At 40.7% G+C, this 14443-nt stretch carries 6 protein-coding genes; 5 read left to right on the forward strand and 1 reads right to left on the reverse strand.

What is annotated here, in order from left to right:
- Nucleotides 1-864: a 16S rRNA (adenine(1518)-N(6)/adenine(1519)-N(6))-dimethyltransferase RsmA gene (gene rsmA / locus MTBBW1_RS05565; protein WP_080800389.1), complete on the reverse strand. Its 864-nt coding sequence runs from the start codon at nt 862-864 to the stop codon at nt 1-3.
- 333 nt (nt 865-1197) lie between these two features.
- On the opposite strand from rsmA, the gene MTBBW1_RS05570 reads away from it, so the two are divergent.
- From MTBBW1_RS05570 to gdhA, 5 genes are all read left to right on the forward strand, one after another.
- Nucleotides 1198-4749, forward strand: coding sequence for an insulinase family protein (locus tag MTBBW1_RS05570; protein WP_080800392.1), 3552 nt, complete (start codon nt 1198-1200; stop codon nt 4747-4749).
- A 198-nt stretch (nt 4750-4947) separates the two neighbouring features.
- On the forward strand, nt 4948-7608 hold the full coding sequence (locus tag MTBBW1_RS05575; RefSeq protein WP_080800395.1) for a hypothetical protein: 2661 nt from the start codon (nt 4948-4950) through the stop codon (nt 7606-7608).
- 169 nt (nt 7609-7777) lie between these two features.
- Nucleotides 7778-10717 carry a DUF342 domain-containing protein gene (locus MTBBW1_RS05580; RefSeq protein ID WP_139786673.1) on the forward strand — a complete coding sequence of 980 codons (2940 nt, stop codon included), beginning with the start codon at nt 7778-7780 and terminating at the stop codon, nt 10715-10717.
- A gap of 47 nt (nt 10718-10764) precedes the next feature.
- Nucleotides 10765-12099 carry a sigma-54-dependent transcriptional regulator gene (locus tag MTBBW1_RS05585; protein ID WP_080800399.1) on the forward strand — a complete coding sequence of 445 codons (1335 nt, stop codon included), beginning with the start codon at nt 10765-10767 and terminating at the stop codon, nt 12097-12099.
- Nucleotides 12100-12352: 253 nt separating this feature from the next.
- A complete protein-coding gene (gene gdhA, locus MTBBW1_RS05590) occupies nt 12353-13702 on the forward strand; it encodes an NADP-specific glutamate dehydrogenase (RefSeq protein ID WP_080800402.1) in 1350 nt (449 codons plus the stop codon).
- Nucleotides 13703-14443: the final 741 nt, after the last annotated feature.

A 14443-nucleotide genomic window follows, 5' to 3' on the forward strand; every position in this document is an offset into this window, starting at 1 on the left:
TTATGAATTGTCTTTAAAAGCTGCCCTCAATGGATAAAGTGCCTCGCAAAGCATTTTGAATTCATCCACAGTTAAAGTTTCGGCCCTTCTTGAAGGGTCAATATTGGCTTCATTAAGCCCTTTTTCCACGTTTTCCCTGCTAATGGCAAGTTCTTCTCCTGTGAGGGAATTTTTCAATGTTTTACGCCTTTTGGAAAAAGCTGCCTTTATAACCTTAAAGAGGAATACCTCTTTATCATAGGAGATCTCCTGCCTGTCAAAAAAATCAACTTCAATAACAGTTGACTCCACATCCGGCTTTGGAAAAAAAAGAGAAGAGCTGACACCGGTCAGAATTTTCACCGTGGAACAATACTGCATAACAGCGGAGAGCCGTCCATATGTCCTGCTACCAGGAGGGGCGCATATTCTTTCCGCCAGCTCCTTCTGGAACATCAATACAGCCCTTGAGACATAACTTCTGTTCTCCACAAGTTTAAACAAAACCTGAGAAGATATATTATAAGGCAGATTACCAAGTACAACAAGCTTGTTTTCAGGCGAGGCAACAGTATCAATATTAAATCTGAATATATCTTGATTGAGCACCTCCACATTGGATACATCTGCTGCTGCAAGCTCATTTTTCAGGTGCTGTATAAGCCTGTGATCTTTCTCAACTGCATAGATCTTTTTTGCCTTTTCAGCCAGATGAACTGTCAATGCCCCAAGCCCCGGGCCTATTTCCAGAACCACATCATCTGAAGATATGCGGGCAACAGCTACTATATGTTTTGCCATGTTGGGATCAGCAAGGAAATTCTGTCCAAGTTCCTTTTTTGCAAAAAGCTGGAAAGCTTTTAAAATTGTACCGGGGTATGTCATTTTTTTCCATTCCAATTTTTTTTCTTATAACGTACATGGCTCTGCTCACAGCCACAACCGAATAAATGAAAGCAATGATTAAATCTGAATCTGTTGAAGTGTTCAATGAAACGCAACAGTAATTGTAATCTTTTTTAATTGATTCTCCCAATTATTTCCTTTAAAGGTTATAAAGAGTTAACGGTTTGTGTCAACATGAATTATACTAAACCTTCATGGCTGACTTAAGGCAGCAACTAACTTTAAAAAGCAAATAAATGTATTTTCACGGTAAGAAATCAACAACCCACAGATGAATTTCAACATAATCAGAGAGACATATAAAGGTGAAATGTGGAATCAATAAAAAATGAAACAAACGGGAATCACAATCATCCTGAAAGCACTCAAAACGCTCAAACATCTTCCTCATCAAAAGAGCCTGAAAGTTCTTTCTCCTCCTCTGCTTCTTCGGACAAAAACCTGCATCAGTTCAAGGCAGGAGATGAGATAGCCGGGTACAGACTTTTACGCATTGAAGCACTTGAGGAGATAAACTCAACGCTATATCAACTTGAACATATCAATACCCATGCAAGGCATATTCACATAGCTAATGATGATCGGGAAAACACATTCGGAGTGACATTCAGGACAGTACCCACTGATTCCACCGGCGTTGCCCACATTCTTGAGCATACCGTTCTTTGCGGCTCGGAAAAATATGATGTAAGGGATCCATTCTTCTCAATGCTTAAGCGAAGCCTCTCAACATTCATGAACGCCCTTACCGCATCGGACTGGACAATGTACCCCTTTTCAACGCAAAATGAAAAGGATTTTTACAACCTCATGGACGTTTACCTTGATGCCGCTTTCTTTCCCCGGCTTGACGCCTTAAGCTTCAAACAGGAAGGGCATCGTATGGAGACAGTTGTCAACGATAATGGAGAAAAAGAGCTTATTTACAAGGGCGTTGTCTATAACGAAATGAAAGGTGCCATGTCTTCCCCAAGTCAGGTAATGGGCAGAGCACTTATGGCGGCACTCTATCCTGACACAACATACAGCTTTAACTCCGGCGGAGAACCTTCAAACATACCTTCTCTTACCCACAGCGAGCTAAAGGCTTTTCACGCAAGATACTACCATCCATCCAATGCTTTTTTTTACACATATGGCTCTCTTCCCATGGTAAGACACCTTGAATTCATAGATAAAAAAGTTCTTAAACGCTTCAAGGCAATTGCCCCAGGCTCAGAAGTAGCTTCCCAGCCAAGATGGAAGACACCTAAAACCATCACTGTACCCTACCCTCTTTCAAAGGATGAAAATCCTGAAAAAAAATACCAGGCCTGTGTTGCATGGCTTACAGATGACATACAAGATGCTTTTGGCATGCTTGTACTTGGAGTCCTTGATCATATTCTTCTTGGCAATGCAGCTTCTCCGTTAAGAAAAAAACTGATTGATTCTCAGCTTGGCTCCGCTCTGAGTGATGCATCAGGGTTTGATCCTGACATGCGGGATACCATGTTTGCATGTGGCCTGAAAGAGATTGCCAAAAAAGATGTCAGCAAAGTTGAAAAAATAATTTTTGACACACTTGAAGAGCTCTGCGCCAACGGAATTGACCAAAGGCTTCTTGAATCTGCCATTCATCAGATTGAATTTCACAAAAAGGAGATTACAAATAATCCTCATCCATTTGGCATAAAACTTCTACTCTCCATTGCAGGGACATGGATACATGAAGGAGATCCTGTCTCATGCTTCAATATTGATGATGATATTGAAAGACTCAGAAAAGAAACTGCCAAAGGCGGTTTTCTGGAACAAAAACTCAGGGAGTATTTCATTGACAATCCCCACAGGGTGCTTTTTATCCTTGAGCCTGATCAAAATATGGAAGAGATTGAAAACAAAAGGATTAAAAATGAGCTTGAAGATAAGCTCTCTTCCACGTCACCTGAAGAACTGGCTATAATTGACAGGGATGCTGAAACACTTGCTGCACTGCAGGAAGCAAAGGAAAATGTCGATGTGCTTCCAACCCTTGAACTTGCAGATGTAAAACCTGACATTGAAACAGTCAAGGCTGATTCCATTGAAAATGTAAAAGTATCAACATGTTACAACAAGGCAACTTCCGGCATCCTCTATTTTACATGCCCAACAGGACTTGCGGTTCCTTCCCATGCTGATAAAGCTTTTGTATCTTCAGCCTCATCTTCTTCTGAGTCTGCTGCTTCGTCAAGCTCCACCCATAGTTCTTCTGGTTCTGCTTCTACTTTAAGCTCCCCACATAGCTCTTCTGGTTCTGCTTCTACTTTAAGCTCCCCACATAGCTCTTCTGGTTCCGCTTCTACGTTAAACGCCCCACATAGCTCTTCTGGTTCTGCTTCTACGTTAAGCGCCTCCCATAGATCTTCTGACTCCTCTGTACCTTGCACCTTCCCCGGGCCTGACAGCTCAAGATTTCTTTCAAATGAACAGATGAGTCTAATTCCCTTTTTCTGTCGTGCTTTTTCAGGAACAGGAAGTGCAGTAAGAGACTATGCAGAGATGGCAGAACTTATGGATCTTTACACCGGCGGCATCGGAATTTCTCCATATTCAGGTACAGGCTTTAATGGCAACAATACATATGTTTCTTTTTTGTCTTTACAGGGCAAGGCTTTGACCAGAAACATAAACCATATGTTTGACATCATAAAGGAGCTTGTCTGCCAGTACAGCTTCAAGGATATGGTACGCCTGAAAAGCCTGCTTCTACAGTACAGAGCAGGCCTTGAATCCTCCATTGTATCCAATGGCCACAGATATGCCATATCCCTTGCTGCACGCAACCTTACCCACACTTCAGGAATATCAGAGATGTGGCACGGAATATCCCAGTTCCGTTTTATACGTGAACTTACAGAAAAATCAGGGATTGTAAATTTCAGCCCACGGGAAGCAGCTCTTATGTTAAATGGAAGCACATTACCCTCAAGTAAAAGCCGTGCAACCTCCAATGAAAACAGTTCACCCTCAAACAGTTATCCTTTAACTTCTGAATCTGAAAATATAAGTGGTGATTCTGACAGTTCAAATAGAAACAGAGGAGATGAACTTGAAAGACTCTCTTCTGATCTTTCAGCCATTGCGAGCAAGCTTTTCATGAAGGGTAATATGAAACCCGCAATTGCAGGAGAAAAGAGCGCCCTTATTGAAGCTGACCGCAACATAAATGCCATGCTTAACACATTACCAGCCATTGAAGGAAATGACTTCAGACATGCGGCTGCTTCTGTTTCAGGACATTTACCCTTTGAAGGGTGGAGTACAAGCACTTCAGTATCGTTTGTGGCACAAGCATTTAAAACAGTTCGCATGGGACATGCAGATGCACCTGCAATGGCTGCCATCAGCAAAATCCTGCGCTCTCTATATCTCCATCGTGAAATAAGGGAAAAGGGCGGAGCCTATGGTGGATTTGCAATGTACAATGCTGAAGAGGGAATTTTTTCATTTGCATCATACAGAGACCCCAACATACGAAGAACCCTTGGTGTCTTTCACTCAGCCTGTGATTTCATAAAAAGCGGAGATTATACAGATGAGGATGTCAAGGAAGCAATACTTCAGGTTTGCTCTGAAATTGACAAACCAGACACCCCGGGTACAGCTTCACTCAAGGCATTTTACCGCCAGTTACTTGGTCTGACCGACGAAAAACGCCGGAGCTTCAAGGAGTCTCTTCTTTCTCTTGACAAAAAGCAGATAATAAAAGCTGCTGAAAAATATTTCACCGTGGATGAATCCCAAAAGGGCACCGCTGTAATCTCAAGCAGAGAAGCCCTTGAAGATGCAAATAAAAACCTCAAAAAAGGTGAACAGAAACTTGATCTTTTCAAAATTTAGCAAGAGTCCGAAATAATTTGCCCATACTCCCCCTCTCCTTAGGGAGTCGGCAGAATCTAATTTACCACCAAAGTCGATCAAGAAGCTTCAAAATAAAAAAACAATGACAATGACAAATGGTAATTTAGAAACCACTGACTCCCTTACCATGGAGAGGGGGCTGAGCCAATTTTTGGCTTTGACAATCTGGATACATATATGCAACAAAAAAGAGACAAGCTGGCAGATCATCTATTGTCCCGCTATCATTACAACAGTCGTAAATTAAGGATTCTCCTTGAAAAAAACCTGATATCCCGGGCGCAGTTCTCTAATATAAAATCCACCCTGGATAAGGAACTTAAAAACAAAAAACAGACTGAACTTGAGCCTCTGCTTGAGTCAGTTTTTTCATCTCCTATACCTGAAAAGTTGTACCAGATACTGAACAAGGAACTTTTCAAATACCATCAGATTATCATCAAACTTGCCCAGCAATTTTCAAAAAATCTTACATTACAACAACTGAACCTTCTGAAAAAAGATAAACATTTTATCAGGCAAAGCACTCTTCTGCTGCAAAAGACTTTTTCTGAAATCCTTAAGAACCTTACAAATGAGTATCTTGAAGGAGTACAGAATAATATTGACGACAAGCTTATTGAGTCGGGCTTTATAAAGGGAGCTCACTTAGAATTTCTCCATAACAGCGCACTTCACCTTGAAATCAAGGTACAGGATAGAAAATTTGGCAAAATTGCTGTTTCCAACAACTTTACAACCCAGGAAATTGTCAACAATGCACTTGATGAACAAACTAAAAGATACCGTAAAACAAAACAAAACCATATTATTGGGGACATTCTGGTTGAAAAAAATCAGATAACTCCGGAAGTTAGAGATGAAATACTTATAATACAAAACCGTGTTCTCGAAGAAGACTGGGAAGAGACTCTTAAAAACGCTGGACAATCCTCAATTGAAGAGAAAGAAAAAAATGCAATGTTTGGTGCCTTAGTCATCAAAGAGAAATTAATGGATGAAAAAAAGGTCATTGAAGCATTGAAAGTCCAGGCAAAGGAGGAGTCAATATATCTTAAGAGACAAGGAAATAAAGATATTTTTCCTGTCAGTTCAGTAAACGCCTTGAATGCACACCAGCAAGGTGAAAATCTGCCGGCAGACAACAAACCCCGCTGGATAGGGGATATTCTGGTTCAGGATTTTGGTCTTTCGGATAAAGATCGAAAACGTATAGTAAAAAAGCAGATGGCATATCGCATTGAACGGATCAATCTCAAACTTGGACTTAACATAAGTGATGCCCACTCTGAACTGTTCAATGAAATGGAAAAATATTTTTCCATAACATATTCAAATGACAGAATTGAAGCATGGATTAAACTCACAAGACCCCTTCCCGAAAGTATGACAAAAGAGAATATAATAATATGGCTCTACCATAAAAAAATAACATATGGACGAATTCCAGATATTGTGGATGACCTTATTTCCAAAAGGGTAAAGCCTGGAAAAAAAGTGCTGCTGGCCAAGGGTGATTTTCCTGTTCCGCCTGACGCAGTGGCTCAATTTCATTTTCCACTACAAGATCATAACATATCAGAAAATTTAAAAGCTAATAACAAACCTCCCTTGAACGGAGTAATCCCGACTCTGGTGCAAAGGGGAACCAATCTTGTAACTATTCATACAAGGAGAGGAAAATCAGGCATTAATGTCAACCGCTGCTTTGTGCCTCCTCCCCTGAAAACTCCGCAATCAATAACTCCTGGCAAAAATGTTGTAAAAAAACAAAACAACGTTTTAATGGCATCTTGTGATGGTTCACCAATCCTCTCTCCACAAAATATATTGTCGATTAACCCGGACGTTTCAATCAAGGGCGATGTGACAGTGGAAAATTCACCTGTAATATTTGACTGCAATTTTGAGATAGACGGCACTGTCGAAACCGGAGTTGAAGTACAATGCCGATCACTTAAAACAAACACCCTCAAAGGTAAGGCTATAAACAGTGAAGAAGTTATTGTAATGCATGAGGCAATCAATGCAGAAATTATCTCAAAGGGCACTATCACCCTCTCCTCTGTGGAAAAAAGCCTTATTATCGGAGAAAAAAATATTACAGTTCAACTGAATACCCCAAAAAAACCTTCTGACTTTAACCGTATTTATGATACGGAGATCAACGGCGGAGATACAGTAAAAATAAATGACGCTAAAATCATAGGCTCTGTAATCAGGGCAAAAAAGAGGATTATTCTTAAAAATGTCATTGTAGGGAACAGATGCAGTTTTATTGCCGGTGATTCTGTTGAGGCTACCGCCAGTAAAAAAACCCTTGAATCTCTGAACAACAAGATAAATAAAATTGATGCAAAGATAAAACTTCTTCAAAAAAGCTCCCAGGCACTCTTTGCCAAAATTGAAAAAAAAGATATTGCAGCCATTGATGAAGAGATCAAAATCTGTTCAAGGCAGCTCAGAACAAAGGCTGACCTTGACAGACTGGCAAAATTGAGGGTAACCAAAAGAAAAAAAGAGAGGGAATATGAAATAAATATTGATGAGTATGGGACAATTTTCATGAAAAACTCTGCTATCATCAAAGCCCACCAGGAGAAGAAAAATACCCTTGAAGCTGACAGAAACGAAATAAAAAAACAGATAACTGACTATTACAGCTCAGATCATGAATCTCCGGAAATTGATGCAAGAAGGACACTAATGCCAGCGGGTACAGTTCTTCAGTTTCGATTCTGCCGGCAGGTACTTGATAGTGACTGCGAAGGGGTTATATTCAGGGAAGGAATTAACCACAAAACCCGACAGTATGAAATCAAAAGACATAAATGGTAGTACTTCTTCAAGTTTAAACTGTCGGTTGTTTTTTCAGATAATTTAGATATCAAAGGCACTTTCTACAAGACAATTAAATATTGAAAGAACAATACTATTGTTCAAAAACAGCAGTGCGTTGTAAAAATAGTTTTAAATGATAACAAATTCTGGAGACAAATTTCTTTTTATGAATCCTGAAGTAGAAATACCAAAAAACATTTCTGGAGCTTCTGATACCCTGCTTCTTGAATACCAGTACAACAACCGCAGGCTCAAAATAGCTCTTGAAAAAAATATTATCTCAAGGTCAGGATTCGTAACTTTAAAGAGCACTCTGGATAAAAATTTATCAAACGGTCTCCAAACTGACCTTTACGATCTTCTCAATGCTGAAAATGAGTCACTGCTGATAAGGGATTTCTCCCCTATTCTTAACAAGGAACTTTTCAAATATAACCAAATCCTCATAAAGCTTGCCCAGCAATTTTCCAGAAACACAACAATACAGCAACTCAAGCTACAGAAAAAAGATAAGCATTTTATACAAAAAAAACTTACATCTCTACAAAAAGCCTTTGCAGAGATGCTCAAAAACCTTACCAATCAATATCTTGAAGGCAGTCAGCAGAATATTGATGAAATGCTTATACAATCAGGATTTGTAAAGGAAGCCGAACTCGAATTTCTCCACAACAGTGCTCTGCACCTTGAAATCAAGGTTCAGGATCGAAAATTTGGAGAAATTGCAGTTAAAAACAACTTTACAAGCCAGGAAGTTGTCAACAATGCGCTTGATGAGCAGACACAGATATACAGAAAAACCAACAGGAATCATATAATAGGGGATATTCTTGTTGAAAAAAAACACATTACCCCCGAGGTAAGAGACGAAATTCTGATTATCCAGAACCGTGTATTGGAAGAGGATTGGGAAGATACACTGAGAAATGCAGGGCAATCATCCATTGAAGAGAGAGAAAAAAATGCTCTTTTTGGGGCAATTGTTATAAAAGAGAAGTTACTTGACGAAAAAAAGGTGATTGAAGCCCTTAAAATACAGGCCATGGAGGCTGCTGAGTACCATAAAAAAAGTAAAAGCAAAAACAAGGCTGATTCTGGAAAACATGCTGGGCCTGCAAAAGAAACATCTGCGAACAAAGCAGAGAACTCTGAAGAAAATGGAAATCTTGGAGAAAAAGAGGACTCTGCAATAAAAAACTCTTCAGCACAAGGGACGCAATCTGACCATGAAGACACTTCCGGAAAGGGGGGTGAGACCAAATCAGATGGAGATACAGGTAGAAAACCCCGCTGGATAGGTGACATTCTTGTTGAAAATTTTGGCCTCTCGGAAAAGGACAGAACCCGAATAATCAAAAAACAGATGGAGTACCGCATTGAGCGCATAAACCTCAAGCTGGGGCTTAATCTGAGCAACGCCCACATTGAACTTTTCAACGAAATAGAGCAATATTTTCTTATCACCTATTCCCCTGACCGTATTGAAGCCTGGATAAAGCTTTTGACCCCGCTTCCCAGAAGCATGAGCAAGGAAAATATAATCAGTTGGCTATACCATAAAAAAATAACCTACGGCAGAATTCCGGGTGTGATTGAAGATATCATGGCAAACAGAGTGGAACCCGGGCAATCTCTCCTTATTGCCAGAGGTGATGAACCTGTTCCAGCAAAAACTGGATACAAAATCCATTTTGATACCCGAAAAAGCCTTGAAAGCTTGCATACATCGACAAGTTTGAAGAATACTACAGCCTTACAAAACCCAACAGCCATGCAAGAGACTGTAAGCCTTCAAAACTCTTCTAACCTGCAAGGACTTGCAAACGGCCAAGACCTTGCAAATCGACAAGAGTCTGCATCCATCCAAAACTCGGACAGAGCAGCAGGCAACCTCCCTCCCTTGGTTCGCAAAGGCAATCCACTGATTACTGTGAAGAGAAAAAAAGGAAAATCAGGGCTGAATGTAAACAGATGTCTCATTGCCCCATCCCTTACAGCTCCTGTTTATATAGTAAAAGGGAAAAATGTAGTGAAGAACAGCAGGGATGTTTTTATTGCAACATGTGACGGAATTCCCCATCTCTCTGAAAAGAGAGTGCTCTCTGTCATTCCCCGAGTCAATATTCAGGGTGATTTGACACCTAAAGATTTTCCCCTTGTTTTTGACTGTGATTTTAAAGTGCAAGGCTCTCTGCCTGAAGAAACAGATATAAATTGCAGATCCCTTGAAACCTGCAATCTTGCAGGAAAAGCTACATGCAGCGAAACATTAACTGTTGCTAATGAAACCGCCAAAGCAGAGGTAACAGCGTCCGGAAATATCACTCTCTCATCTGTGGAAAGAAGCATAATAACCGGAAAAAAAGGAGTCACTATTCAACTTCCCAAAGATTCTGACCCCACAGAGTTCAACAGGATATATGACTCTGTTGTAAGCTGTGATGATATAATGAAAATAAGTGACGCAAAAATAGTATCCTCTGTCCTGAGAGCAAGAAACAGACTTATCCTGAAAAAAGTGCTGGTCGGCAACAATTGCAAGTTTATTGTCGGAGACTCCCTTGAAACCATTGCTCTTAAAACCAAAATCGAAGCCATTGAGAGCAGTATAAAAAAAATTGATCATAAAATCAGCCTATTACAGGAACAGTCCAGGGATCTTTTTGCCAAAATAGAAAAAAAAGATATTGCTGCCATTGAAGAGGAGATAAAGAGAATCACAAAAAATCAGAAAACCAAGGCAGACATTGACAAAATCACTGCACTTCGCCTTGAAAAACGTCAAAAAGAGAAGCAGTATGAGGCCAACATTGATGAGTATGGCAATATTTTCATGCAAAATTCCACCAGGATAAAGTTGCAGCAAAATCAAAAAAGCAAACTTGAAAATGAGAAAAAAGAGATTGAGAAACAGATCCTCCATTTTTACAAATCAGAACATGAGACCCCTGAACTTGATGTTCGGCGTACAATGCTGCCATCCGGAACGGTCATCCAATTCCGCTATAACAGGGAGAGACTCGAAAATGACTGCGAGGGGTTTATCTTCAGGGAGGAGCTTAATCCCGAAAACCGTCTGTATGAAATAAGAAGAGATCGCTGGTAAACGAATGGGCAGAAAATTACATTCCCACTGCAAAATATGGTGAAAATATGCAAATTATGATTGTTGACGATGACGACACACAGAGGGAAATGCTCCAAGGATTTCTTGATAATCAGGGATATCGCACCCTGACAGCATCCAATGGCGAAAAAGCCCTTGCAATATTCAGGACAACACCTGTTGATCTTGCCCTGCTTGATAATCGTATGCCAGGCATGACAGGAGTTACACTCCTTGAAAAGATGAAGACCATCAATCCCATGGTACATGTCATAATGATCACTGCCTTTGGAGACATCAATACAGTTATCACAACCATGAAGCTTGGTGCTGTGGAATTTCTTGAAAAACCTTTGGATCTGTCCATTCTTATGGAACGAATCCAGGATATAGAAGCAACTATGTGCAGGGAAGAAGATGTGCAGCAGCTACAGCAGGAACTTGAGCAAAAAGAGCTTCCCTTGAAACTTGTTGCACAAAGCAGCAGCATGAAAGAGGTTTTATCCCTTGTATCAAGGGTGGCACAACAGGATTGGCCTGTTCTCGTCTATGGTGAAACAGGCACAGGCAAGGAGGTGATCTCAAGGCTGATTCACCTGACAGGTAACAGAGACAAAGAACCATTCATTGATATAAACTGCGCAGCAATTCCTGAAAACCTGTTTGAAAGCGAGCTTTTTGGCCACATTAAAGGAGCTTTTACAGGTGCTTCAAATAATCGACGCGGATGCTTTGAAACAGCCCATGGGGGCACACTTTTTATGGATGAAATAGGAGAACTTCCCCTTGCACTCCAGCCAAAACTTCTCCGAACCATTCAGGAGCAGAAAGTAAAAAAAATCGGAAGTGAACATGATATTCCGGTTGATGTCCGTCTCATTTCAGCAACCAACAGGGATCTAAGGCAGATGGTTGAAAAAGGGGATTTCAGGGAAGATCTTTATTACAGAATCAACGTTCTTGAGATACATATTCCACCCCTTCGGGAAAGAAAAACCGATATTCCCATACTGCTTGACCTTTTCCTTGAAAAATACAGCAAAAACAAATTCTCTTTCTCTCCGGATGCCGTTGACGCTCTCATCAAATACCCATTTCCAGGAAATGTACGGGAACTTGAACACATAGTGCAACGAACAGTTACATTTGCAAGAACAACCGTAATACAGGCAAGGGACCTTCCTGAAGAAGTAAGACGCCACAAGGCTGTAGGTGATGTCGGTAACCTTGAAGAGCGCCTTGCAGATGTGGAGCGGGAAATGATAATCTCAGCCCTTGAGAAAACTGGCTGGGTGCAGACAAAAGCCGCGGATATCCTTGGAATAAGCGAGCGTGTTCTTCGCTATAAGATGAAAAAAAACGATATCTCAAAGCAAACCTGACCTATCTCAATGACCGAAAGCTTCAAATCCATTTTTAAATTTGATTTGTAAACAGGCAAATGAATGAAAATCTTTCTAAAAACAGGCAACCCAGGGGTCTCTTTGCATGATTTTTTTTGACACTTATATGATTTATTTTCATTTGACTGTTAACATTCAGCATGTTTTAATCATGCCACCTGCCTTGAAGGCGCAATATAACGCCCAACACTCAACACCGATGTTTTTAAATTAAAACAGGAGAGAGAATGCAATGAGTAATTCATATGACAAAATTGCCAGCAGAGACCCGAACGAAAAAGAATTTTTACAGGCTGTTCATGAGGTATTTGAGTCAGTTAAAATCGTACTGGACAGAAATCCTGAATACAGGAAAGCAAGTATCCTTGAAAGGATTGCAGAGCCCGAACGTATAATTACATTCAGGGTTCCCTGGATGGATGACAGAGGAGATATCCACGTCAATCGAGGCTTCAGAATCGAAATGAACAGTGCCATAGGCCCCTACAAGGGGGGATTGAGATTTCATCCATCAGTTACCCTTTCAATTCTTAAATTCCTGGCCTTTGAACAAGTCTTTAAAAATGCGCTGACAACTCTCCCAATGGGTGGCGGCAAAGGTGGTTCAGACTTTGACCCCAAAGGCAAATCAGACGCTGAAGTAATGCGCTTCTGTCAAAGTTTCATGCTGGAACTCCAGCGGCACATAGGACATAACACAGATGTCCCTGCCGGCGATATAGGTGTTGGCGGACGGGAGATCGGTTACCTCTTCGGCACATACAAAAGAATCAGAAACGAGTTTACAGGGGTTCTTACAGGCAAAAGCCTAAACTGGGGCGGAAGCCTTATCCGGCCGGAAGCAACAGGATATGGTTCTGTCTATTTTGCATCAGAAATGCTTGCAACACGCAACGAAACCCTTAAGGAGAAAACCTGCATAATCTCCGGTTCCGGTAATGTAGCCCAGTTCACAGCAGAAAAAATACTTGAACTTGGTGGAAAGGTAATAACATTTTCAGATTCGTCAGGATATATCTATGACGAAGCAGGCATAACCCGTGAAAAACTCAAATATATCATGATGATCAAAAATATCAAACGCGGAAGAATAAGCGAATATACGGATAAATATCCTGACGCTGTTTACACGCCTTTAGATTCATCGCTTGATTATAACCCCATCTGGGATCACAAGGCTGATTGTGCATTTCCTTCTGCCACCCAGAACGAAATCAACCTCAAGGATGCTGAAAACCTTATTAAAAATGGTGTCTATGTTGTCAGCGAAGGCGCAAACATGCCCACCATGCCTGATGGAGTTGATCTTTTTATTGATAAAAAGATCCTTTACGGACCTGGAAAAGCCGCCAATGCCGGCGGGGTATCTGTATCTGGCCTTGAGATGAGTCAGAACAGCATGAGGATTAAGTGGTCACGTGAAGAGGTTGACAACAGACTCCAGCAGATCATGAGAAGAATCCACAGAGCATGTATTGACGCAGCCGAGGAGTATGGCACACCAGGCAATTATGTTAATGGTGCCAACATTGCAGGATTTGTAAAGGTTGCTGACGCCATGCTTGATCAGGGACTTGTATAAAAAATCAATTCTTTAACGGGCATCCTTCATATGACTCCAAAGGTATTTTACACTTTTTTGTGAGAGATTCCCGCTACCCAGAGTTTTCTCTCCGGAAAGTGTAAACTGGGAAATGAACCATGCCCCTTAACGACCTGTTTTTTTAAATCAATTTATCTCTCTTATAACGGCCATGACAGATGAATCTGCCATGGTCGTTTTTTTATAAGAAAGTGCCCGTATTTCAAGATTTTTTTTCAGGGCTTTCATGCTTCGTTGTGACAAAATGGTTTTGCCATGGCCGTTATATTGAACTGCAAAAAAAACTCATGATATCCAAAAATCATTGACACCCCAAAAACTTTATGAAATTTATATAACGTACATGGCTGATCACCGCCACAATCGAAAGGATGAAAGTCGTTTTAGAAACAGGCTGTTACCGAGACTTTCATATAAAAAAAAGCCTGTTTCTGAGCATCTCAATCACCCCCAACCATAAAAATGATAGTCATTTTCACGGTAAACACCCATAGCCGAATTTCGGCCGCCCCCGATTATGAAAATGATGAGGGGTATTTTCACGGTAAACGGACATGGCAGACGTTTCGCCACCCCCGAGAATGAAAATAATGTATCCATTTCCACGGTAAAATGCTTTAGTTCTCTCCTATACACTTTCTGAGCCAATGCCCTTATAGGCAAACGTTCTGTAATCCTCTTTATATTTTTTTCGGTGACATCACGCAAACTGCTCCAATC

It is taken from the genome of Desulfamplus magnetovallimortis, from assembly GCF_900170035.1.
In the GTDB taxonomy this organism is placed as follows: Bacteria; Desulfobacterota; Desulfobacteria; order Desulfobacterales; family Desulfobacteraceae; genus Desulfamplus; species Desulfamplus magnetovallimortis.

Bases quoted from the DNA above. Each gene is read 5' to 3' on its own strand.
- gdhA (WP_080800402.1), top strand. From the start codon at position 12,353: ATGAGTAATTCATATGACAAAATTGCCAGCAGAGACCCGAACGAAAAA.
- MTBBW1_RS05575 (WP_080800395.1), top strand. From the start codon at position 4,948: ATGCAACAAAAAAGAGACAAGCTGGCAGATCATCTATTGTCCCGCTAT.
- MTBBW1_RS05585 (WP_080800399.1), top strand. From the start codon at position 10,765: ATGCAAATTATGATTGTTGACGATGACGACACACAGAGGGAAATGCTC.
- rsmA (WP_080800389.1), bottom strand. From the start codon at position 864: ATGACATACCCCGGTACAATTTTAAAAGCTTTCCAGCTTTTTGCAAAA.
- MTBBW1_RS05580 (WP_139786673.1), top strand. From the start codon at position 7,778: ATGAATCCTGAAGTAGAAATACCAAAAAACATTTCTGGAGCTTCTGAT.